The sequence below is a fragment of the Paenibacillus harenae genome (genome assembly GCF_030812415.1).
GTDB classification, from domain to species: Bacteria; Bacillota; Bacilli; order Paenibacillales; family Paenibacillaceae; genus Pristimantibacillus; species Pristimantibacillus harenae_A.
This window is the reverse complement of the sequence record NZ_JAUSST010000003.1, coordinates 435,677-459,351: the sequence shown is the minus strand read 5'-3', so window position 1 is coordinate 459,351 and position 23,675 is coordinate 435,677. Positions and strand designations below refer to the sequence as shown.

Below are 23,675 nucleotides of genomic sequence, written 5' to 3'. Positions count from 1 at the left end.
CTCCCGTTGTCTAATCGAATTTAATTCTGGAAATCATAAGATCGAGCCCCAGATGCTGCAAGCCGGACAAATAATCTTGCCGCCAATCGCTGGCAACAAGCTTCGGGAGATGCTCCGCCGGAATATAGAACGCGCTTCTTGCCGCAATGGAGTCAATCATGGAATCATCTACTTCGTCGTCGCAGAAAATGATCGCATGCGGATTAAGAATAGCCGCGAACGATGCAACGAGCCGGCTAATGGCATCCACTCTAGCCTCTTCTCGCGCTGCATCCGCGTCCATTCCGCTTCCTTGACTCAAAGCTTGCAGGAAGTTGCTCTCCGTATACTGCGGCACGAAGGAGACTTCCCCCGAGAAATAAGAGCTGCCCCTCACCAGTTCGCCGTTTATCATAATACCGGCCCCCGGTCCGTTGTTGCCCAGGTACAAGTAAACCAAAGAGGAGCCATCATCCGTCACCCGCCGATTATCGTTGTAGCCGAGCACGGCCGCATTCATATCGTTTTCTACGACGACGGGAATGGACAGACGATCCTCGAAATGCTTCTTCAGATCAAAATCCTGAAACTGCGCATAGCCTGGAATATATATCAGTCGGCCATTGCGAACGGAAGCAGGAACTCCGATGGAAAGCGACTTGATTCTCGGCTCGCTCCTCACGATCGATTCGATCCGCCGGGCCAGATTCTCGATATCGTCCAGCAGGAAGCTCGTCGTCTGACCCCGATCCTTCACTTCGCCCACGCAATTGAAGATCATATAGTTCGTCTCTGCTTGCTCTAGGAAAATAGCTAATCCGAGCATGTACTCCGGATTGTATGCATACCGCCGCGCTCTTCTTCCGCCGCTCGAATCGTCGAGGCCGACGGTCAGCAGCTCCCCCTCCCGCTCCATCTGGGCCAGAAACTTGCTGACGGTCGGAAAGCTCAGCCTCAGCTTGCCGCTCAGTTCTGCTTTCGTAGCGCTCCCAAGCGTCAGCAGTGCAGCACGTATCCCGCGCAAAATCGCCTTTTTCGTCTCTTCTGGAGTTGCAAACAATTCGTTCATTCGAATCACCGCCTTCGCCCTCAAAACTTATTAAACGGATTTAATAAGTTGATGTCATTGTATCAGATTTGGTGAGTGAAAGAAACCATTTGTCGTGAACGATGACTGACCAATGAACATACTTGAAACATGCATTTAAAAAATTACTGGAATTACTCCCGTTATTGAGGCCCCCCGTCCACTTTTATCAAATAGATGGAATTTCCCCTGTTAATTTCTTCGTTTTTTAGTGGGATAGGTGATATCGGAGATATTAACATGAGGATTTCCCGTTAATCTATATTTCTGTTTCATTTACCAATAAATAACTGGAACAGTTCCCTTTAATACTTGTTTGTTCGTTCATTGAGCCGTCGAAGAGAAAATAAGCAGGCCGCCGCGGCAGCCTGCTCCTTGCTCCTATTAGATATTACGATTAATACACGCTTTTCCATTCCGCGATATTGCTTGCATCGAACTTGAACGGATCGCCAAGCATGATTTGCGTGCCGTCGCCGTCTTGAACGATCTCTTTCTCGCCCAATGTGCCTGCGGTTAATTTCTCTCCTACTTTGCCCGTGATTTTGCCGTTAACGAGTCCGTCCGCCGCATAACCGGCAAGATAGCCGACGTCGATCGGATTCCACAGATACATCCATTGGCAGACGCCCGTCTCAATGTATTCCGCCATCTCGCTTGGCAGTCCAAGCCCCGTCAACTGTACTTTGCCTTTCAGGCCTTTGTCCGTAATCACTTTGCCCGCTGCCGCGATGCCAACCGTGGTCGGCGCAATAATGCCTTTCAGGTTCGGGTAAGACTTGAGCAGCGCTTCCGTCTCGGATACGCTCTTATCGCGAAGGTCGTCTCCATACGCCACCTTCACTAGTTTAACGTCCTTGTACTTCGGATCTTCCAATTCCTTCTTCATCCAATCAATCCAAGCGTTCTGATTCGTTGCTTGCGACGTTGCGCTTAAGATAGCGATTTCGCCGGAACCGCCGATCATTTCCATAACGCCTTGAATGAGCGTGCGGCCGATACGTTCCGGATCGGCTTGATTGACGTGGACAAGACGGCTCTTCGCGTTAACCGCGGAGTCGAGCGACAGCACTTTGATGCCGGCTTTCATCGCTTTCTCCAGCGCCGGCTGAAGCGCATCGGGATCGTTGCCTACAATGGCGATGGAATTCACTTTCTGCGAAATAAGCTCATCGATCATCGTGATCTGCGCTTCGGCAGTCGGCTGGTCGGGCGCTTTCAGAATCGCTTCGTACCCAAGCTCTTCGATCGCTTTCTTGTAGCCTTCCATTTGCTTCTCGCCGTAGGGGTTGCCCGTATTTTTGAATATGATGGCATACTTCTGTTTGCCCCCTGCGCCTTCACCCTTGCCATTCGAAGAGTCTCCTCCGGAGTTGCTGCCGCACGCAGCGATAAGAGTCATTAACATAACGGTAGCAATGATGACGGATAATACCTTTTTCACATTTGTTTCCTCCCTTTTTCTACTCTTATTATATATACAATCGGCTGTAAAAGCCGAATCGTATCGCGGATCAAGTCGTCTTGCGGCCGGCGCCAACGCGCATCTTAAGCTGCGGTATGGCAACTGCGACGATTAGCAATAAGCCTAGAATTATGAGCAGCGACTGGGCCGATACGTTGACAAGCCCAAGCCCGTAACGAAGGAAGCCGATCAGGAACACCGCAAGAATCGCGCCGATCATTCGTCCTTTGCCGCCGGCCGTGCTGACGCCTCCGAGTACGACCATCGCGATCACCTCAAGCTCATACCCTGTTGCGATATTGGGGCGGGTGCTGCCCATGCGGGAAGTAAGGAACAGCGCGGTTACGGCAGCCATAAGTCCGGCCAACGTGAATACGATAACCTTGATTCGGTCTACCCGGACACCGGAATAGAGCGCAGCCGTCGGGTTGTTGCCGATAGCGTATACTTTTCTGCCGAATGTCGTCTTATGAAGCAGGTAAGCGAATATCGCAACGGCTAAAGCGAAAGCGATAAGGATGAACGGAATGCCCCCGACGTAATCCCAACCGAGAAACTTGAACCATGACGGGAAATTGCCCGACGCCTGATCTTCAAGCAAAATGTAGGCGATACCGCGATAAATGATCATCGTTGCGAGCGTCACGATTACCGAGGACAGCTCCTTGAACCTGACGATCAGCATGCCGTTGATCCAGCCGCACAGCGCGCCGACAGCCAGACAAATAACGACCGCCAGCTCCATCGGAACGCCGTGATTGTACAGATCGGCCATAATGACCGACGACAGCGCGACAATCGAGCCGACGGAAATATCGATATCGCCCATCAATATAATGAACACCATCGGCAGCACGATGAACGCTTTGTCCAGGAACCCCATCGTCGCGTCCCGCAGATTGTTGTAATCCAAGAAGTACTCCGACAAATTCATGTTCAAAATGAATACCGCCATCATGAGCAGGACGAGCAGCCATTCCCATTGGAGGAATAAGCCTTTCAGAGTGAATTCTTTTTTGCTTGCAATTACTCGAGGCTCCATCGCTAGATTTTCCTCCTCATCAGGTTATTTCGGTCAAGTCCGCGCTTCACCATGGCGTTGATCAATACGGCGATCAGGATAATCGACCCCTGAATGAACATTTGCCAGAAGGGAGAGACGTTAATCATCGGCATGGCGTTATTCAGAATGCCCAGTAGAATCGACCCCAGTATGATGCCCGAGATTTTGCCGACGCCTCCCGCGATGCTGACACCGCCAAGGACGCATGCCGCGATAACGCTCAGCTCATAACCCGAAGCCGTATCGCCTTGCGCCGAGGCGAACTTGGATACCCAGAGTACGCCGGCAAGTCCGGCCAGCCCGCCCATGACCGTGTACACAAGCCACAGGATTCGACCCGTGCGAATGCCGCTAATGACCGCCGAATCGGGGTTGCTTCCGATCGCATAAATCCTTCTTCCCGTCCGCGTGTAGCTTACGAAATAGTAAGCGGCGATATAGATTACAATGGCTATGGCAATGAGATTGTTAATGCCAAGCAAGCTTCCCGTAGCGATTTCCTTGAAGCTGGCAGGCATCTGATGGGCGCTCACCCACTTGCCTCCGCTCGTCTCGAACGTCAGGCCGCGGAACACGTTCATCATGCCGAGCGTCGCTATGATCGGAAGAATGTTCACCCATGCCACCAGGACGCCCAGCACCATTCCGCATAGCAGCCCTACTCCAATGCCGATGGCCAGAACAAGCAACGGATGCATATCCGGCATCTGCTTGACCGTAAACGCGGCGACCATACCGGATAGCGCCAACGTTGCTCCGATCGATAGATCGATCCCGCGCGTAATGATGACGAGCATCATGCCAACGGACAGGATGGCGAGAATGGCCGTATTCGTTGCAATGTCATTAATGTTCTCCCAAGTGAGGAAGCTTGGATTGCGAAGCTGGACGCCAAGGGACATCAGAATAATGAAGGCGAGCAGACCAAGCTCCCGAAACTTGGCGATCATGGCGCTAACGGATATTCTCTCTTGGCGGGCTCCCGCTCCAGCGTTTCCAGCATTTTGTACAGCAGGCTGCGTGACTGATTTCATGCGCTTGCCTCCTCTCCCGTTGCCCCGTCCATCGAGGCCGACAGGATCGCTTCCTGCGTCAGGCCTTCGCGGTCAAGCATCGCCGTGATGCGTCCTTCGCGCATGACGGCCACCCGATCGCACATGCCGATGATCTCGGGCATCTCGGATGAAACAAAGATGACGCCGTAGCCTGAGCATGCCAGATCGCTAATCATTTCATAGATGGCCGACTTCGCTCCGACATCGACCCCTTTGGTCGGTTCATCCAGAATGAGAACGTCGAGCTCCGCATTCAATAGCTTGGCGAACACGACTTTCTGCTGATTGCCGCCCGAGAGCGAGCTGACCAAGTCGAACACGCTTTTTGCTTTGACGTTCACCTTCTCGGCCAAGCTCTTCGCCGTCTCCAGCTCTTTGCGGGAATTGATCGCGCCTTGAACTGCGAACTTCTCGAGCGTCGGAAGCGATACATTGCGTCCGATTCCCCATTGCAGGACGAGCCCTTGCTTCTGCCGGTCCTCCGGCAAGTAGCCGATTCCATGGCGCATGGCGTCGCGAGGGTTTCGGAGCTGCAGCGGCTTTCCTTTGTAATGGATCCTGCCCTTGTCGGGCTTCTCGATCCCGAACAGCGTCTGGCACACTTCCGTTCTTCCGGCGCCGACAAGGCCCGTCAATCCGAGTATTTCCCCCCGCCGAAGCGTAAAGGATACGTCCGCGAAGTAACCGGTTCTCCCAAGCGAATCCAAGCGCAGAAGCTCGTCACCGAGTAAGGCGTCCTTCTTCGGGAACAACTGCGAAATCTCTCTGCCTACCATGGCGATAATCAAGTCGTGATTCGATATTTCATCGACATTCCATGTGCCGATATATTTGGCATCCCGGAATACGGTCACTTTGCTGGCAAGCCGGTACATGTCCTCGAACCGATGCGAGATGAAAATAATCGCCGCGCCTTTATCGCGCAGACGCTCCGTAATGCGGTACAGCTCCTCGCTCTCGTTTTTCGTCAGCGCCGCGGTCGGTTCGTCCATAATGATGATCTTCGCATCGACCGACAACGCCTTCGCAATCTCGACGATCTGCTGCTCGGCAACGCTTAGCGCGCCCATCACCGTCTTGGGGCTGAAGGCTGCGCCAAGCTCTTTAAGCAGCCGGCCCGCTTCCTCATGCATTTCCTTCCATGAAATACGCCCCGTTCCCCGCTGCACCTTCTCATGTCCCATGAATATATTTTCGGTAACGCTTAGATCGGGGTAGCAGGTAACATGCTGGTAAATAGCCGCGATTCCCCTCTTCTGCGCATCCGTCGGGTGGCGAAACTCTACCTTCTCTCCATCCAAATACATCTCGCCGCCATCGGGCGAATAGACGCCGGTGATGACTTTGATGAACGTCGACTTGCCCGCGCCGTTCTCCCCCATCAACGCGTGAATTTCACCCGGTCTAAGCTTGAAATAAACGTCGTTAAGCGCCTTGACTCCAGGAAATACTTTCGTAATCCCGTTCAGCTCAAGCACGTATTCCGTCTTCGCCACACCCGGTTCCCCCCTCCGCCTTCGTTTCGTTATTGCCTTATGGATTCATGATATCAGCCGACCTTCGCGGCAAGTAGGTGACAAAGCTCAGGTAGGGGGGAGAACATTCGGATATTAAGGATATACTTCGAATTCATAGCAAAATGCCCACCCCGTCTTCGGGTGGACATTTTGTTTGCCCTTTAGTTAGATTACGGGTTCAGGGTTCATTACTCCCGCTTCTCTTTACCCGGATTGTTATCCCGGTTATCGTGATCCGTTTTCACCGTTGCGCCGGGTCCATCAGCACTCCAATTGCCTGCCGCGTCCACTGCTCTGATCACGAAGGTGTAACCGGTATCTTTAGACAAGCCGGTTACCTTATATGTTGTAACATTGCCCAAAGAGGCTATTTCCGTGTATGTGCCGTCAGCCGCCTTGTAAATGTTGTATCCGGTCACCCCGATGTTGTCGGTTGCCGCCGTCCAGGTTAAAGTCATACCCGTTTTGTTGACATCCGTTGCCGTCAGATTGCCGGCGTTCCAAATTGGGGCATAGATATCGCCTGATTGCGTCCTTTCCGCACCCGCTTGCGCAATCACAATAGCCGGTACATCGACAGTCCGATCCATAGAGGTGTACAGTGCAGGCGTCCAATTTACAGATTGCAATGTACCGTAGCTCTCGGATATATCAACATTTTCACCATTCAGCATGGTTCCTTCGTCAGTGAATGCGGTTCCGCCTAGCACTTGAATGAGCGAAGAAGGCGACAAGCCTGCATCATTAGCGAAATAGTTGTTCTGAGCGTAGACCTGCGATTCAAATCCGACTCCTATTGCATAACCGAACGGGTTGGTCGGATGGGTCGTTGTTCCTTCGTAATAGTTATTGTACAGATGGACTTGACCAAACCGCACGCGGGGAGCACGCTGACCCGCATTTTGATAATAGTTGTGGTGAAATGTAATTCTCTCCTTGCCGGCATCGCCGGTAAAGCTGTCGCTTCCGCCTACAAGAGTCGTCTTATCATGATCATGGAAGTAGTTGTAGGATACGGTGATCAAATCCGATCCGTTCGTAATATCCAATGCTCCGTCATGCTGCTGGTACTTACGTCCAAAATATTGATCGTCCGGATCATCCAGACCGCCAATATCGTTAATGGTGTTATGGTCGAACCAAACGTGAGCGGAGCCTTTGATGCTCACGGCATCGAACGCGGAGTTCCAGTTGCCCGAATCTCCGTCCGTCGGGTCCCACTGAGGGAAGTAGTCGAACGTATTCTGGAATTCAATATTCCGGATGATGACATTGTCAGCGTTCTGAAGATTCAGGCTGCCGCCGACAATCTTGGCTTGGGAGCCGGGCAACCCGACTATCGTCGTGTTAGAGCCGACATTGATTTTGATGTTGTTGCCCTGGTTGTTCTCCGATTTGGCGCGGGCTGTCTCCAAAGGCCCGGAAGGCACGGAAGTTCTGCCCCAAACTTCAGGATCGTACGCGGCCAAATAAGCATCAAAATCATAGGCGGGATCTTGATAATATTCCATTCCTACCGGATTGTCGTCCGCATCTACATTCATGTCGATCGTCCCTTCGATGTAGACGATCTTCGGAGCGGCGCTTAAATTCCCTAACGCATGGATCAACTCGCTTCGTTTCGTAACGGTATGAATATTCTCTGGCGCCGCTGCGGCGCCGCCTGTAGTGCCCGTTGTATGGGAACCCCAGCCGTCATTAGGCGCAAGAACCTGCTTGCCGATATCGGAGCCCGACGTATCTTTCACGCTAATGGTTAAAGGAATCGTAATCGAACCAAAATCGAAGCCAAGTAATGTTGATCCTTCCGTCAATCCGCCAAGGAAATCTTTATGAATCGTATACACGCTGCCGGTAACGGTATAATCCGAGGGCTCAAGAATAGTTGTCCCATTCGTTATATTCGTTAAAGCATATCCATTACTCTTTACGAGTACATCAATATCCGCTCGATTCGCGCTATTCTTATCGAAGCCGGAGGATGTTGCCAACACTTCCGCATTTGCTTCACTTTCGGCATGATGACCGGAATGGACGGATCCCAACCGTCGAAAATTCGCGGTATAGTCACGCTTGCTTCTTGTCCCGTCAGTTGGGTGGAAATTTGACGCGCGGCTGCATTCGCGCCTGGACCATAGCTGTTATACTCCGAAAAATGGCTTGTCTTGCAGCTTCCTGCACAGGCGGCAACCCAGCCAGCCGGAAGGAAACGATTGGAGTCAATCAAAGTGTTGATAAAGCTGACCCTTGCATGATCCTTCCAAGGACGCCCTAGATCGTATGTCCCTTCGGCGGACGGATCGTCCACGATTCGGGAATTCAAGAACACATATCCCTTATCCGTCGTATTTCTCTGCGCTCCTGCCGTGATATGTCCTCCGCCGCCCGTTTGACTGACAAGAACCATCTTCACATTATCCATAACTACGGCCGGAGCTTCTCCGAATATAAAGTCGACATCGCCCTGAATAATACTGTTGTGGAAATAATGTCTTCCTTGACTCTTGGCATTTAAGCCATTATACAAAGTGTCCTGATACCCCTTCAATTTGACCGACTCGAATACCGCCATATCGCTTTTAAGAGATAAGGCGACTGCCTGCGCAACCTCGGAACGCGGTCCGGCGCTATTCTCTATCGTCAAGTGGGCTGCGGTGAAATAATCCGCAGTGACTTCAACCGTTTGGCTTAGAAACGTGCTTCCCGTATGGCCGGGCTGGCCTTGCGTCGATGCTGTTCCCGCGTAATCCCCGTAGACTATCGTTGTTTCATCCATGCCCGCGCCGACAAGACTTACGTATGGTCGGTTTATTTTAACCTTCTCGATATAGGTCCCGGGAGTGACATATACGATCGTTCTTTCCGTATTATTCGTCGGGATCGCATCAACAGCGCTTTGAACGGTGTTGAATACTTTTACCCCATCCGATGCGGCATTTTTATCGACGGTCAGAACTTTGGCCGGAAGTACAATCCGTTCATCCGTATCCGGACCTTCGCCATTTGCATTCACCGCAGAAACTGCATAATAATAGGTCGTTCCGTTTGTTACGCTTGCATCAAAAAACGATAGTTCGGTGGTTGAAGCGATAGTCGCAAACGGTCCGCCGCTTACGGCTGCTCTCTTCACGTTATACGAAGCCGCGCCTTCTCCCGCATCCCAAGAAAGACTAACGCTGCCCTCTTCAGCGACTGCATTGAAGCCTGTCGGCATAGCAGGCGAACCGACCGCGGATGCATACGGCCTGGCTTTTTGCTGATTGGAAATCATACTTTCTTGGACATGATTGCCCGCTGTAACCACATAATAGTATGCAGTGCCATTAACGGCTGTTGTATCCGTGAAGCTTGTACCGTCTACAGCTCCTAAGAATGAATAAGGCCCTCCGTTCACTGTGCTTCTGCCTATCTCGTATTGGGCTGCCTTTGCAACGGAAGTCCAGTTAATATCCACCTTGTTGTTTCCGGGTTCCGCGCTTACGATAATCGGTGCGCCTAACGGTACGGCGGGGGATACCTTCCGAAGCAAATCATGAGAACCGAGTCCCCCGACATTGCCTGCGGTAAGCAAATAATAGTATTCCGTGTCCAATCTTAAGTTCGTATCCAGATAGGAAGCGGCTTTTAACTTCTGCGATCCGTTCATCGCGAGCGGGATAAAAGGACCATTCGGATTCGTGCTTCTTTCCAGCGTGTAAAACGTTGCTTCGGGTACAGCATCCCAAGCAACGGTCAGCTGCCCATCTCTGACGATCGCCTTGAGACCGGTAATGTCGGCAGAAGGAGGGGCTACGTCGTTCGGCAAGGCAACCGCTTCATTCGAATAATCGCTCTCTCCGTTCGCGTTTACTGCCGTTACCCTGTAGTAATAATTGATGTCGTTAGTCAATCCGGTATCGGTATACGCGTTTGTCGGTACCGCACCGGCAACCAGCTCGTAGTTACCGTCAGGAGCAGAGCTTCTATAAACATTATAGGAATCAACGCCTCCGCTTGGCGCATTCCAATTCAATTCCGCCTTGTTGTCGGCACCCTCTGCCGTGAGATTTTGCGGAGTAATCGCGATATGTTCATAGACTTTAATGTCGTCCACATACATGCCGCCTATGGAGGAACCGGCCGTTCTGGCTTGAATTTGCTTGATATCCGTTACCGGATTATTAAATTTGACGTTCCCCATGTATTTCCCGTTAAAATAATAATCTGCCGCATTCGCTCCCACATCGGCCACATACTTTACGGTGTACCATATGTTCGCGGCTATTGGTTCGGGAGCGGAAGCGATATGAAACGAAAGCGCTGTTTTATTATTGCTGTCAACCAGCTCTAATGCGTAGGAATCGCCAATCACCTTGGGCTCCATGAATCTTAATTCCGCGGTGATGCCTTTGTTGCCCGTAATTGGGGCGAAGGCATAGACCATGCTTCCTCTTCGTCCCGCATTCGCATTATCATTAATCCATAATACGTTGGTCGAATTCCCTTGGATTGCCGGCGATATATTGGAAGCAGGCGGGACTTCGTCAGGCGTATACCAGCTGTTCGTTCTTGATGCCGCGTCTTTCGTATTGACGACAGTCAAGTTATTAATATTGGACTGTTCAAGAAGTGATGAATATCCGGCAGGAATCACTCCCAGCATGCTGTTCTCAAAGTCATCGTTCAACAAATCGGCTCCCTGGGCCTGGGTCGTGCCAACCAATGGCACAACGGAAGCCAGTAGCATCAGACACAGCATGATACGCATAACTTTAATCATAAATGATTAATCCTCCCTTTTCCCCGACTATTATTGAAAGCGCATTACATCACCTATTATGGGGGCCGATTGCTATATCAGCTATAATCATCTTGTTAGATATCAGGCACTTTGGACTAAGATACACTGGAATAAAAAAAAGATAACCCCTGTTAATCCAACACAGAGATTATCTTCTTATAGGAACCTAGGTTTATTTCAAATAAAACACTTCGCGAAGCGGCCTAATCGGCTCTGCCTCACTAAAGTCAAACGACCCCTCGACCATCGTCGACGTAATCGCGTTCCAGCGATTGCATGCCTCGCTCTCCGCGATGAGCCGGAAAGCCTCTTCCACGTCGTCACATTCGAAGCAATAGAAGAACTGGTTGCCATTCTGGAAGATCGAATAATTCCGTATGCCTGCCCGCGAATGCTCGCTCATAATTTCCGGCCAAGGATCTAGATGCATCCTCACGTATTCCTCCAAGCATTCCTCTTTGATCTTCCATGTCCATGCGAACTTATTGCTCGTCGTCATCTTTTCCTGCTCCCTTCGGATCGCTATTGGTAGATTCCCTATACTGGGATGGGGTCATCCCCAGCTTGAGCTTGAACAGCTTGCTGAAATATTTGACGTCTTGATAGCCGACTTTGCCGCATATATCGTGCAGCTTCAGGCGAGTGTCCCGGAGCAGTTCCTTCGCCAGTTCGATGCGAAGCCGCGTGAGGTAATCAAGTACGGTCTCCCCGGTCTGCATTTTGAAATATTCGCTGAAATAAGTCGGATTCATATAGACATGATCCGCAATCTTCTTGATCGTGACGTCTTCAGCCCTATGATCGGCAATCCATCGCTTTGCTTGCTCGATCAGCTTGACGTTGCTGGACTGTCGTGACTTGATAATATCGTGAATGACGTATTCGGCTAAGCGCAAGATGCAGGATCTCAGCTCTTGAAGACTGGCCGCCCGCTTCACCTTCTGAATTTCGTCCATGATCGATATCCCATCCGAAAGGCCTCGCGTATTCTCCAGTTGGGCCGAATGGATCAATATGACCGCGTTCAACGCTGCCGATTGGATGCGGGAAGGGCTCTCCATCTGTTCGATTAGCTCGAAAAATCGTTTGCAAACTTTCAACGCGTCAGCCTCGTTCGCTTGATCTACCGCCCGCTTCAGCATCTGGGAGAGAATAGCCGCTTCCTTCCCCAGCAGATCGGAGTCTCCTTCCTCGAGGCGTTCCGCCGCATGGAATATTCGGTTGCCGCCGCGGACATATCGGTAATTCATTCGCGCGAGCGATTGGCGCTTAGCCTCCGGAAGCAAATATAGCTCCTCGATCGTATGTCCATAAGCGATCGATACCGTGAAGGGGGTGTACGATCGAATCGAGGTCCGTACCTTCTCGGCTAATCGGTAAGCTATATCCTCAAACTGCTCATCGTCCTGCGCCCCATGCATCAGCACCCAGAAGTCCGACTCCCCGCCGAAGAAGCACCAGCCCGTTCTACCGGAGTGAGACAGCTCGGAATCGACGACTTCGGATAAAATATTTTCGAGCGCGTAGAAATAAGCTTTCCAGTCTTTGGCGGTGTAGGCTCTCGTCTTCACGGGCAACGTATCAAGCCGTACCAGTTGGAGCATATATTTGCCTCGGGGGAATTCATCGACCCAGCAGCCGAGATTCGTTATATTAATATCCGTCGACGTAATATAGCTTAACGTCTGAATCTGGCGCGCTCTGCTCAGTTTCTCCGTATCCCGCTCCATCTCGCTTCGCGTCAAGCGGCGATGACGATCCTGGGCGATGACGTCTCGCAGTTCCAGCATCCGATTCCGAAATTGCTCCCGGTCAAGCGGCTTCAAAATATAATCGAGCGCCCCTTCCCTCAAGGCCGTCTGCAAGTAAATAAAGTCGTCAAAGCCGCTAATAAGGAGAGGGTAGATCGCGTACAGCTTCTTCGCCTCTTTGATTAAAGTAAGCCCATCCATTTCCGGCATCTTGACGTCGGTAATCAACAGATCGACATTCCCGTTATGCTCTTGCAGCAGTTGAAGCGCTTCGCGCCCGTCTCCCGCCGTCGCTACGACCTCCCAGCCTTCTCCAAGAGACTGGACATGCCGCTCGATTCCTCTGCGAATACGAGGTTCATCGTCAACGATTAACGTCCTGATCGTTCCCATTGTTCACCTCACCCCTGAAGCTCGTTTTGTTCGTTCTCGTACGGCTGCGCGTTAATCGGTATGCGTATGCTGACCTCTGTCCCCAGTCCTTCAATACTATGCAATTGCAGGCCGTATTCCGAACCGTGCATCATTTTGATTCTCGCATTCACGTTGCTTAAACCGAATTGCGAGCTTTTGTGCTGGAACGATTCGTTTTGGAGCAGCTTCTCCAATTCGGCAAGCCTCTCCGTCGATATGCCCGGGCCATTGTCCCGAATTCGGAATACCATTTCCACTTGACCGGACCGCGCGCCGAACTCCTGCCCGATGGAAATTTGGATTTCGAGCTTTCTCCGCTTTTCCAATCCGTGCTTGATCGCGTTCTCCACGACCGGCTGAAGGATGAATTTGGGCGAATACAGGTTTTGCAAGTCTCCTGCCCGCTGATCGACGATCTCGAACGCAAGCCGATCCTCGAATCTGAACTTCTGGATCGTCAAGTAATCCTTCACATGCTGAACCTCTTCCGCAATCGTAACCGATCTGCTTAGGTTGCTGACGGAGAAACGAAGCATGCGGCCTAGCAGCGTAACCATATCGACGACCGCCTCGGTCTCCCCTTCCTCTACGGCCATGCCGATCGTCTCAAGCGTATTGTACATAAAGTGGGGATTGATCTGCGATTGCAGGGCATACAATTCGGCTTCCTTCTGGCGGATCTCGATTTGATAGTTTTTCTGAATCAGGTCCCGGATCGTCGCGATCATCGAGTTCAGGCTCGTCGCCAGCGTGCCGATCTCGTCCCTGCTCTGCAAGTCGTAATTGACTTGGAACTTGCCCATCTCCACGTTCTTCATCATCCCGCTAAGCCGCTTAAGCGGTTGGATGAACTTCCAAGAGAAGTACACGAAGACGATGATCGTAAGGAGAAAGATGCCAAGCAGGGCAAAGGCGATCATCCTTCCGGCTGCATCGACTTCGCCCGTCAGCTTCTTAAGCGGAATGCTGTGGGCTAAAATAAGGCCTCTCGACGATTGGTTCAAGCTAATCATGGCCGGGTTGTCGGAGCCCGTCGTTCGGAAGCTGCCGTTCAGAAGCGGATAAAACTTCTTATTGGCATCGACCGTTCCGATTAATTCGGAATTCGCATGGTACACGATCATTCCCGATTCGCTCATAAGCCACATCCGGCCCTCGTCCTCGGGCTCGATATTGCGGAAGATTCGTTCAATGAACGCAAGGTCGATGGCGATGAACATGCTCCCCAGCAGCTTGCGGTTATCGGTATCGTACAACTGCTTCTTAATGAGGACGTACGGTATATTGTTGGCGAAGCGAAGCTTCGCTTCGCCTTGTTGAATAAGCCTTGCTTCCCACTGCGCCGGCTCCGAACCGCCGTATCTTCTAAGCTGCCATTTCCAATCTTGCTCTTGGAATACCCATCTGGAGCTGTAATAGAGCTGGTCGCCCGATAGCACGTACACGCCAAGCACATCCGGGTTGCTGCCGTTCACATAAGTCTCGCTTAAGAAATCATTGATATAAGCGGCATCCTTCTCCAGCGCCGTCCGATCCGATTTAGTTTCCCGTCGCAATATCGAGAGCACATGCTCGGATCTCCATACCAATTCCGATAGTTCGCTTAGTCGTTGAAAATGCTGCTCGATATCGTTGTTCGCCTGATTCAGGAATTTGGGCATATATTCACCTAGCGGGTCTTGGACGGACTTGTTATACTGCGAATACGAGTAAAGACCAATCAGCGCGATGGGTACGACCGTTAGCAGAACATAGGTTATCGCAAGCTTGGAGCTTAACCTAAGCTCGCGAACGCGGATCTTTCTCATCCTCTTAAAAATCATATTGATCCACATTCTCCCGGGTAAAATCAATCGGCTCATCCATAATAACCGTATTGCCAAGCATGCGTATGCTGCCCGCGCCCGGAACATCCTGACCGTCTGTCGGATACCGGCCGCTCAGCAGATCGTTCGCGAGCATCACCGTAACATAGCCTAGCTTCTTGGGACTCCACAACGTCGCTTTCTGAACCAAGCCGTCATGCAAGTAATTCCTAATCATCGACGGTGCGTACAGTCCGGTTACTTTCACCTTGCCGGATTGACCCGCTTCCTTGACCGCCTCCGCCGCAGTCGCGTGATCGATCGAATGAAGTTCAAGAATGCCTCCGATATCGGCCCTGTTCCCAAGCAAGCCCTTTATGTCTCCCGCATGCTCATCGAGCATCATATGGGGATAATTCTCGTCGCATTGCGTTTGAATCCATTTTAGCAACTCGCTGGCATACGCATCGGTGCGCGATTCGCCAAGGACGACAAACTTGCCTTTCTCGCCCATCGCCTGTGCCATGTTATCCATCAGATGTCTGCCCAGCACTTCCGTTTCAACCTGGTTAACGAAAAACTCCCTGCCCTTCAGCATCGTATCCGAATCCCATGTGATCACCCGTATTCCTTGATTCCGAGCTTTCACAAGCATGGGAATAAGCTTCTCGGGATCGATTGCCGAGATCGCGATAACGTCGACATCCTTCCGGATTAATTGCTCCACCACTTCGATCTGCTGCTCGGCCCCGGGCATCCTCGGACTTTCGAACGTAACCTCAATGCCTGCTTGCCTTGCCGCCTCCCTGGCCCCTTCTTCCGCGTATGAAAAATATGGACTGGCGCTCTTGGCAACCATCGCAATTGTAGGCCGCTCCTCATGAAGTTCCCCCTTTAGATCAATTGCATCTTGGCGGTGCTGGGATTCCAGTGAATACACGACTTCATAGCCGCTATCCGAATATGCCGTGCATGCCGCCGTTATAACCAAGACGACGATTATCCCGATAAGCTGCAGAAGTCTATTTCTCATCTTTCACTCCTCCCTTTTTGCAATTTCGCTTCCTATTGAAATGTAAACGCTGTCATATAATCATGTATTTTTGCCTTGCTACTTTCATTATAAGAGGAGAAAGGAAGACGTAAAGCTTTTATTTCTGGGAACATGGGCGGAGGTAATGAGAAAAACTACTATCGGAGTTCTTCGAGGATGAGCGACCTAAAAGTTTGCGCAGCAAACTCGCTTCGGAAGCAAAGAAGTTTTTATCGCCAATCGGAATGATTTTCTTAACTCTTATCGCTTTAAAGAACTTAAACATTCCGATGTGATAAATAAAGGCCGCCGGCAATCGGCAGCCTCAGCTTCATTATAGGATGGAAATTTCGTTCCTTCAAAAACCCGTTTTCGGTATTTCGGCCGGGCAGATTGCGCTGGGAGGCAGGTTTCCGATTCGAATATCGTACATTCGCTCATGCGTCCGCTGCATGGCCTCTACGAACGGGCGATACGGCTGCTGGCAACCGTCCACGGCTCCGATCTGATAGTTCTCGCCGTCGAAGCGGCCGAGCACTTCCTGATCGTTCAGCTGAAAATAGTGTACGCCGATCAACTCCGGTATCGCAGCGGCCTGCTCGACGAAATATTGATACGCCAGCCCGCGATCGGCCTGTGTCGGCACGGCCCGTATGCCGTAAGCCAGCATGCCCGCATCCGCCGCTCCGAAGTGGAACTCGCCGATCATAAGCGGCTTGTTCAGCTTGCTGCCGATTCTGCCGATAAACGCCCGGTCCGGCTCGAATTGGTAGCAATTAATGGAGAACACATCGAATGCCTCGCAGCCTTCTAATAGATCGTCGCTCCCGACCCAAGCATAACGCATGCCAAGGTTCAGGTGATTCGGTGCCGCTTCCTTGCAATACTTGGCCGGCACTTCCACGTAACGGCGGATCATAAGCCGATTGAAGGCCGCAAAATCGTCGCTTCGCGCTGCGCTGTCCGGCCATGCGTCGAAGTCAGTCCCATCATACAGCTGCTCGAATCTCTCAAAGGAGCTGCTCCATGAAGCATTCAACGCATCAACCGATGCATCATATTTCTCCTCCACCCAGCTCACGAAGCGATCTTTGCTTGCGAACCTTACGGACGACCTTAGCATCTGCTCGGTCAAGTTCAGGCCGTCAACGAAAGCCCAATGCGGCTCGTTGCGCATGAAGTAGCCGACTAAGCGTCGATCATCGGACATTCCGGCGAGCTGCATGGAGAACGCCACCGCATTCGCGTCATACTCCGGGTCGAACACATCCGGGAAATCCCGGAATATCGTCCGCGCCGTAGACGGAAATGCTTCCATCGGATAGACGTAAGGCAGCTCCGAGCGGCCAATATAGTCCGTGCTCGACCAGTTGCCGATCGTATTCATCCCCCATGATTTCATGCGGCATTCCGTGAGATCCGCCCACTTTTCCCGCCACTGCGCCCCGAAAGCCCGCATCAAATTCGCCGTTCCGAAGCTATAGCCGCGATCCGTCCAGGCGTCGCGGAACTCCCCGTCCCGGGCAGGAAGCTCAGGAAGCAGTTGCTCCATGCCGGTAACGCGCGTCGTCTCCGCCGGATGAATGCAATCCATTCCGGCGCTGAACAGCGCATAGCCGTCCGGATCGACGAACCACCAGCGCAGTCCGTCATGCTCCGTGCGGAAATAGCCGGTCGCTTCGAAGCGAAGACCCTTCCAGCCCCCGTAGCGACCGAGGTTCGGCCGAACGACAGCCTCGTCCCGCGATAGCTGCCACTCTTCTCTTAACAAGCGGACGAGCTCTTCTTCGCCTTGCAGCTTGCCCTCCCATTCCTTGCCTATCAATTGTCCCAGCTCATCGATATAGGGCAAAGCTTCGGATTGAAGCGGAACGAAGGACTCGCATAGTATCAAGCCGGATATATCCACGCTTCTAGCGGCAACGGAGGATATCGTCGATAGCTTGAAGCGGACGATCCGGCTTCTGTCGACGAACGCGTCTCCCCGCAGCACCGACTGCATAACGCCCGGCGAACGCTCGAGGAACAGCTTCTCCCCGTTCAGCGCCGACAGCGGCAGCCCTATTCTCGTTGTCACGCGGGGAAGAATCCCGTAATGAACGGTAATCCGCCTGCCCGAAGCATCCTCGAACGAAAGTAATAAGACAAGGACATCGTGGGATTCGTGGTACACGTCGGCCGCCAAGTAGTCGTAGTTACTCCATACGTTAGCGGGGCACGCTGCCGCATCCAGATGCAAGCCTCCGCCGCTTGGCGTCGTATTCATTCGAAAGCCGTTCTCCCCTCGCACCTCCATGACCGTGCCCGGTTCAACTTGAAACGCTTTTATCGGAAACGGAAAGACCATTCGCCGTCGGACCTCCTCTATTCTTTGACCGCGCCAAGCACGATGCCTTTGACGAAATATTTCTGCAGGAACGGGTAGACAAGCAGGATCGGGAGCGCTCCGATGAAGATTTGCGCCGCTTTGACCGTTCGCTGGGACAGGTTCTCCATATCCTGCGGGTTGATGCTCATTTTACTGAAGTCCTGCTGGACAACGACCGTTTGCAGGAAAGTCGCGAGCGGGTATTTTTTCGTATCCATCATATAAATAAGGCCGTCGAACCAAGAATTCCAGTGCCCTACCAGCGTGAAGAGCGTAATCGTCGCAAGAGCAGGCATCGACACGGGCAGATGAATGCTGAACAGGATACGGAACAAGCCCGCCCCGTCGATCAGCGCAGCCTCCTCCAGCTCCGCCGGAATCGTACGGAAGAAGTTCATGAGAAGGATCATATTGTACACGCTAAGCGCCGTAGGAAGAATAAGCGCCCAGATCGTATTGATCAGTTGAAGTTCCGTAATGAGAATATACCCCGGCACCAGTCCGCCCGAGAACAGCATCGTGAAGACGAAAAACCACATATAAGCGTTGCGGCTCTTGAACGCGGCGTTGCGCTTCGACAGCGCATATCCGGCAAATACGATGACCGCCATGCCGACTGCCGTCCCTAATACGGTACGGTAAACGGAATACAGCAGCGCCCGGATGAATGCCGGATTGTCGATCGTCTTCTCGTACGATTCCAGCGTGAAATCGACCGGCCATAGGTTGACGATATTCGCCGTTGCCGCCGATTTGCCGCTGAACGATACCGCAAGCACGTGCATAAGCGGCAAGATGCAAAGCAAGGACAACGCGATCAGGAAGAGATGATTGAAGATGCTGAACACTCGATATCCGGTTGATTTATGATACATTCGCTCTCTCCTCTTTCTTTAGAAAATCCGGTAGTTTCCGAAGCGGAAAGCAAGTCGGTACGACACGATGATCAGAACGAAGCTGATGATCGATTTGAACAGACCGACTGCCGTAGCGAAGCTGAAGTCGCCCTTAAGCATCGCCGATCGGTAGACGAACGTGTCGATGACGTCGCCTTTGTCGTACACAAGCGGATTATACAGGTTGAAAATTTGGTCAAAACCGGCATTTAGCACATTGCCCAGTTGAAGCGTCGCCACGACGACGATAATCGGCAGCATGACCGGCAAGGTTACGTTGATGGTCTGCTGGAAGCGCGTTGCGCCGTCCACCTCGGCCGCCTCGTACAGAGCGGGATTGACGCCTGCGATCGCAGCCAAATAAATGATCATCGCGAAGCCGAATTCTTTCCAAATATCGCTGACCACGATCACGAATCGGAACCAATCGCCGTCTCCGAGGAAGAAAATCGGGGCCGTGCCGAACCAGTCGGTAAGCATCCGGTTGACCAGTCCGCCCTTCACCGATAACAGGTCGATGAGGATGCCGCCGAGAATAACCCATGACAGGAAATGCGGCAGGTAGACAAGCGTCTGAATGCTGCGCTTGATCCCGACCTTGCGAACCTCGTTCAGCAGCAAGGCGATGCAGATCGGCACGAACAACCCGAATACGATCTTAAGCACCGAAATAATGAGCGTGTTCCAGATCACTTGCACCGACTCGTCGAACAGAAACAAGGCCTCGAAATGCTTGAAGCCGACCCAATCCGACTTGAAGAAACCAAGCCACGGCTTATAGTCTTGAAAGGCCATAACGAGCCCGAGAATAGGCAAATAGTGAAAGACGATCGCGATAACCGTAGCCGGCAAGATGAGCAAGTGCAGCGGCCATGTTTTCGCAAGTCCCCTTATCCATTTCGATTCCTTTTTGACCCGGGGAGGCGTTGCCGCCTGTGCCTGAATCCCGTTTTTCATTCGTATTTCCCCTCTCTGAATTTCCCATGATTGCGCATGCGTCCACATCTGCTACTATTATATCAACGGGCCGAGAGCCCACCTATGATAAGGTCTTAACATCTATAACCCCTTTCATAACCTCTTTGTTTAAATCCGATATAGGCGGTGTCTTCGTGATAAAATATAAAATATTTCAAAAGCTGCTCACCATGCTGGCGCTGCTGCTCATTCCCGCAACTCTATTGTTTGCCTACGCCAACGAAGCGAGCAAAGAAGTCGTGAAGCATACGCTCGAGGAATCGGCGTCCAAGCAGCTGGAATTCACGATGCGGCAGCTGGAGCAGTCGCTTCGTCAGCTCGAAACGCAGACGCTCATGCTCGTCAACGATTCCACGATCAGAGCTTATGCCAGCTCATCGGATTTTTCAGAATATTTGAACCACTTATTTATGCGCACAACGATCGAAGAGAAGCTGACGTTGCAAAGCCAAGCCGAACCTCTCATTTCGGAATTGGCGGTACACTGGCCGTCCATCGGGGAATCGATAACGTCGCAAGGAACGATACCCTATAATTACGAGGAGCTCGTTACTAAGCCGATGAATCGATGGATCGTAGACAATAGCGAGGGCTTGCTTTCTTTCCGTCTATTGTTTTCCTTCCCGACGATTGCGCCGCCCGATCTAAGCAACACCGTATCCATCGTAGAGACGACCATTTCAAGCGATTATTTGCGCTCCGTCCTCGCCGGGCTTGACGTATCCGGCAACGGCACGTCGTTTTTTTATTTTCCCGGCGCGGACATTATTCGTAGCAATAACGTAGATATGGAGCTCGCGATGAGTTTGATCGCGGAGGGCGAATTGGACGGAGCGGCAATCGCCCATCCGAAGCTTTCCGTCATGCAGGCGGATGGCGAGCAATATTTGATTCAATCGATATCCAGCCCTTCGCTCGGCGGGACGCTGGTCAGCTACATTCAATTGGACGAGTTTCTCGGACCGCTGCAAAAGGTGAACTGGCTTGTCAACGGAAGCCTCGCCTTCCTCGCTATAGCGGGCATCATGATTTCCTATCTGTTTTACAGTCACTTCCGCAAACCTTTCGGTTATCTGGTACGAAAGCTGGAAGCGCTGGGCTCCGGCGATTATGCCAGCAGGGCGACGGTGAGGACGAACAACGAATTCGATTATTTGTTCGAGCGGTTCAATGAGATGGCCTCGCGCATCCAGTCGTTGATCGAGAACGTCTATGAAGAAAAAGTGAGGACGCGGGAAGCCGAATATAAACATTTGCAATCCCAGATCAATCCCCATTTTTTGTACAACTGCTTGTTTTATATCGTAAGCATGGCCAATAAATCGCCTGCCGCCGTCGTTTCGATGGCCAAAAATTTATCCGAGTTCTACCGGTATATCACCCGCAAGGCGGGATCGAATACGACGCTCGAGGATGAAATCCGTCTCATCGAAAGCTATCTGGAGGTGCAATCGCTTCGGAACAAACGGCTTGCTTACGAAATCGGTATCCCTTCCGCTATGCTGGGCCTTTCGGTGCCTACGCTGCTGCTGCAGCCGATCGTGGAGAACGCGATCGTTCACGGCATCGAACAGAAACGGACGGCGGGCAAGGTTCATATTGGGGGCATTGCCCGCGGCGATCAGTATCTCATACACGTCGATGACGACGGCAACGGATTATACGGAGAGCAGCTTCAAACATTGATCGATAGCGTTCACGGCAGCAGTCAAACCGGCGGCGAGATGGGCTGCGGACTAAGCAATGTTCATAAGCGGTTAACTAACCGATACGGCGGTCATTCCGGACTAACCTTCTCTATCAATGAATGGGGAGGCTTGCGGGTGACGCTTCATCTACAACTAACGCAAAAGGCAGGGGAAACGGATGAACGTCTTATTAGTGGATGACGAGGATTATGTGCTCGATTTCTTGGAAGAGCAGATCCCTTGGGCCAGCTTAGGCGATATAACGGTCTACAAGGCTAGTTCTGCCGAGGAAGCGCTTAAGATCGCCGGTCAAGCCGAGCTGCAAATGGTCGTAACGGATATTCGCATGCCGGAGACGAGCGGGCTGGAGCTGCTTGCGGCGCTCCGGCAGGATTATCCCGATATAAAGGTGGTTCTGCTATCGGGCTATTCCGAATTCGAGTACGCCCGGAAGGCGCTGCAGCACGGCGCGGCCGATTACTTGCTCAAGCCCGTTACCGAGGAGGAGGTCGTCGCTTGCCTGCAGAAGGTTATCGCCCTCATTGACGAGGAGAAAAGGCATAGCGATAACTTGTCGGCCGCCAGCGACATGCTGAAGCTCGGCATCTCCCGCATGCGGGAGCATTTGCTGCTTGATCTGCTGCTCGGCAAAAAGTATGGCACCGACGAGCTGCAGCGACATCTTCATGCGCTTCAACTGCAACTGGAACCGGATGAGGAATGCGCGCTCGCTTTGATTCGAATCGAAACGGGAACGGAAGAAGCGACGCGCGAGGATTTCGAGCTGTTCAGCTACGGCCTGCTGAATATAGCGGAGGAGATTTTTTCGGGCAAAATAAGCGAAGTTCCGTCCCTCTGGTCATGTAAAGATTCATATCGTTTCGTTATTATTCTGCTGCCTGTCCGGTTATTCGGCGAGCCGAACCGGCTTCATCTCCTTATGACCGAGCTGCAGCAAGCCGTTCAACATTATTTGAAACGGCCGGTCTCTATGATGATCACGCGCGCCTTTCCTTACCGGCATGAGCTTCATCGTCAATACTTGCAGGCGCTGAACGCCTTCGGCCGATTCATCGGCACGCGAAGCGGAGTCGTACGTTTAATGGACGAGGACGAGGCTGAAGAGGAGCTGAAGCCTCTCGTGCAGCTTCACCAATCGCCCACGATTCAGCAATTGATGGAGACCGGTCGCTGGGAAGAGGTCACCCGCAAGCTGGAGCTTATTCTCGATGAATTGAACAATCCCTCTTACCAATCGCAGCAGCATCTTATGGAGGCCGTCTATTATTTGTTCAGCAGCTTCTCTTACATTGCGCATAAGCAGGGCGATTCTTTCGCCGATTTGGTCGACCATCCTTCTTTGCAGCCCGAATCGTATTTTTTCAAATCAATCCACTCGATTAGAGATTGGGCACTGACTCTTATTGAGCAGTTCAAGCGCTCGCTGCAGGAAGCGACACCTAACCGAAACCATATTATCCGGCAGATTCACGAGTATATCGCGCTTCACCTCCATGAGGACGTCTCTCTCACCCGCGTTAGCGAGCATGTATACCTACACCCTGTGTATCTGTCCCGATTGTATAAGAAGGAAACCGGCGAAAGCCTGTCCACCTATATCTCGCGGGTTCGGATGGAGAAGGCGGCCGAGCTGCTCATGACGACGAACAAAAAAGTGTCCGATATCGCCAAGGAGGTCGGTTATCAGAAGACGCAGTACTTTATCCATATCTTCAAAGAGAATTACCAGCTTACGCCTCAGAGTTATCGCAATCGATAATCGCAAAAGGGCTGCG

At 51.9% G+C, this 23,675-nt stretch carries 15 protein-coding genes and 3 pseudogenes; 2 read left to right on the top strand and 16 right to left on the bottom strand.

The window, feature by feature from the left end:
* Nucleotides 1-10: 10 nt before the first annotated feature.
* From J2T14_RS12145 to J2T14_RS12070, 16 genes and pseudogenes are all read right to left on the bottom strand, one after another.
* The gene (locus J2T14_RS12145; RefSeq protein WP_307471088.1) at nt 11-1,048 is read right to left on the bottom strand and encodes an ROK family transcriptional regulator; all 1,038 of its coding nucleotides are present in this window, start codon (nt 1,046-1,048) and stop codon (nt 11-13) included.
* Nucleotides 1,049-1,463: 415 nt separating this feature from the next.
* Nucleotides 1,464-2,510: a rhamnose ABC transporter substrate-binding protein gene (rhaS, locus tag J2T14_RS12140; protein ID WP_307202739.1), complete on the bottom strand. Its 1,047-nt coding sequence runs from the start codon at nt 2,508-2,510 to the stop codon at nt 1,464-1,466.
* A 70-nt stretch (nt 2,511-2,580) separates the two neighbouring features.
* A complete protein-coding gene (locus J2T14_RS12135) occupies nt 2,581-3,573 on the bottom strand; it encodes an ABC transporter permease (RefSeq protein WP_307471086.1) in 993 nt (330 codons plus the stop codon).
* 2 nt (nt 3,574-3,575) lie between these two features.
* Nucleotides 3,576-4,628, bottom strand: coding sequence for an ABC transporter permease (locus J2T14_RS12130; protein ID WP_307471083.1), 1,053 nt, complete (start codon nt 4,626-4,628; stop codon nt 3,576-3,578).
* Nucleotides 4,625-6,145 carry a sugar ABC transporter ATP-binding protein gene (locus tag J2T14_RS12125; RefSeq protein ID WP_307471081.1) on the bottom strand — a complete coding sequence of 507 codons (1,521 nt, stop codon included), beginning with the start codon at nt 6,143-6,145 and terminating at the stop codon, nt 4,625-4,627. The genes J2T14_RS12130 and J2T14_RS12125 overlap by 4 nt, the downstream gene beginning before the upstream one ends.
* A gap of 209 nt (nt 6,146-6,354) precedes the next feature.
* Nucleotides 6,355-6,648 (bottom strand): annotated as a pseudogene (locus tag J2T14_RS12120) (fibronectin type III domain-containing protein); the annotation flags it as partial.
* A gap of 57 nt (nt 6,649-6,705) precedes the next feature.
* Nucleotides 6,706-7,938, bottom strand: a pseudogene (locus tag J2T14_RS12115) (pectate lyase family protein); the annotation flags it as partial.
* A gap of 63 nt (nt 7,939-8,001) precedes the next feature.
* Nucleotides 8,002-8,160, bottom strand: a pseudogene (locus J2T14_RS12110) (X2-like carbohydrate binding domain-containing protein); the annotation flags it as partial.
* On the bottom strand, nt 8,094-10,925 hold the full coding sequence (locus J2T14_RS12105; RefSeq protein WP_307471079.1) for a pectinesterase family protein: 2,832 nt from the start codon (nt 10,923-10,925) through the stop codon (nt 8,094-8,096). The gene J2T14_RS12105 and the pseudogene J2T14_RS12110, both read right to left, overlap by 67 nt.
* 193 nt (nt 10,926-11,118) lie before the next feature.
* Nucleotides 11,119-11,445, bottom strand: coding sequence for an L-rhamnose mutarotase (locus J2T14_RS12100; RefSeq protein WP_307471077.1), 327 nt, complete (start codon nt 11,443-11,445; stop codon nt 11,119-11,121).
* A complete protein-coding gene (locus tag J2T14_RS12095) occupies nt 11,429-13,090 on the bottom strand; it encodes a response regulator transcription factor (protein WP_307471075.1) in 1,662 nt (553 codons plus the stop codon). Before J2T14_RS12095 ends, J2T14_RS12100 begins: the two co-directional genes overlap by 17 nt.
* An 8-nt stretch (nt 13,091-13,098) precedes the next feature.
* The gene (locus J2T14_RS12090) at nt 13,099-14,934 is read right to left on the bottom strand and encodes a cache domain-containing sensor histidine kinase (protein WP_307471073.1); all 1,836 of its coding nucleotides are present in this window, start codon (nt 14,932-14,934) and stop codon (nt 13,099-13,101) included.
* Entirely contained in the window at nt 14,924-15,949 is a 1,026-nt protein-coding gene (locus tag J2T14_RS12085) for an autoinducer 2 ABC transporter substrate-binding protein (protein ID WP_307471071.1), read from the bottom strand. The genes J2T14_RS12090 and J2T14_RS12085 overlap by 11 nt, the downstream gene beginning before the upstream one ends.
* Before the next feature lie 358 nt (nt 15,950-16,307).
* On the bottom strand, nt 16,308-18,296 hold the full coding sequence (locus tag J2T14_RS12080; protein ID WP_307471069.1) for a hypothetical protein: 1,989 nt from the start codon (nt 18,294-18,296) through the stop codon (nt 16,308-16,310).
* 17 nt (nt 18,297-18,313) lie between these two features.
* Nucleotides 18,314-19,192 carry a carbohydrate ABC transporter permease gene (locus tag J2T14_RS12075; protein WP_307202757.1) on the bottom strand — a complete coding sequence of 293 codons (879 nt, stop codon included), beginning with the start codon at nt 19,190-19,192 and terminating at the stop codon, nt 18,314-18,316.
* Nucleotides 19,193-19,210: 18 nt separating this feature from the next.
* Nucleotides 19,211-20,170, bottom strand: a complete 960-nt coding sequence (locus J2T14_RS12070; protein WP_307471067.1) for an ABC transporter permease — start codon at nt 20,168-20,170, stop codon at nt 19,211-19,213.
* A gap of 155 nt (nt 20,171-20,325) precedes the next feature.
* Here J2T14_RS12070 and J2T14_RS12065 point away from each other — a divergent pair, with 155 nt between their 5' ends.
* Nucleotides 20,326-22,080, top strand: coding sequence for a sensor histidine kinase (locus J2T14_RS12065; protein WP_307471066.1), 1,755 nt, complete (start codon nt 20,326-20,328; stop codon nt 22,078-22,080).
* Complete coding sequence (locus J2T14_RS12060; protein ID WP_307471064.1) at nt 22,058-23,659, top strand: response regulator; 1,602 nt, start codon at nt 22,058-22,060, stop codon at nt 23,657-23,659. The genes J2T14_RS12065 and J2T14_RS12060 overlap by 23 nt, the downstream gene beginning before the upstream one ends.
* Nucleotides 23,660-23,675 lie beyond the last annotated feature (16 nt).

Coding starts and splice junctions, on each gene's coding strand:
- J2T14_RS12145 (WP_307471088.1), bottom strand. CDS start 1,048: ATGAACGAATTGTTTGCAACTCCAGAAGAGACGAAAAAGGCGATTTTG.
- J2T14_RS12135 (WP_307471086.1), bottom strand. CDS start 3,573: ATGGAGCCTCGAGTAATTGCAAGCAAAAAAGAATTCACTCTGAAAGGC.
- J2T14_RS12130 (WP_307471083.1), bottom strand. CDS start 4,628: ATGAAATCAGTCACGCAGCCTGCTGTACAAAATGCTGGAAACGCTGGA.
- J2T14_RS12105 (WP_307471079.1), bottom strand. CDS start 10,925: ATGATTAAAGTTATGCGTATCATGCTGTGTCTGATGCTACTGGCTTCC.
- J2T14_RS12100 (WP_307471077.1), bottom strand. CDS start 11,445: ATGACGACGAGCAATAAGTTCGCATGGACATGGAAGATCAAAGAGGAA.
- J2T14_RS12095 (WP_307471075.1), bottom strand. CDS start 13,090: ATGGGAACGATCAGGACGTTAATCGTTGACGATGAACCTCGTATTCGC.
- J2T14_RS12090 (WP_307471073.1), bottom strand. CDS start 14,934: ATGATTTTTAAGAGGATGAGAAAGATCCGCGTTCGCGAGCTTAGGTTA.
- J2T14_RS12085 (WP_307471071.1), bottom strand. CDS start 15,949: ATGAGAAATAGACTTCTGCAGCTTATCGGGATAATCGTCGTCTTGGTT.
- J2T14_RS12080 (WP_307471069.1), bottom strand. CDS start 18,296: ATGGTCTTTCCGTTTCCGATAAAAGCGTTTCAAGTTGAACCGGGCACG.
- J2T14_RS12075 (WP_307202757.1), bottom strand. CDS start 19,192: ATGTATCATAAATCAACCGGATATCGAGTGTTCAGCATCTTCAATCAT.
- J2T14_RS12070 (WP_307471067.1), bottom strand. CDS start 20,170: ATGAAAAACGGGATTCAGGCACAGGCGGCAACGCCTCCCCGGGTCAAA.
- J2T14_RS12060 (WP_307471064.1), top strand. CDS start 22,058: ATGAACGTCTTATTAGTGGATGACGAGGATTATGTGCTCGATTTCTTG.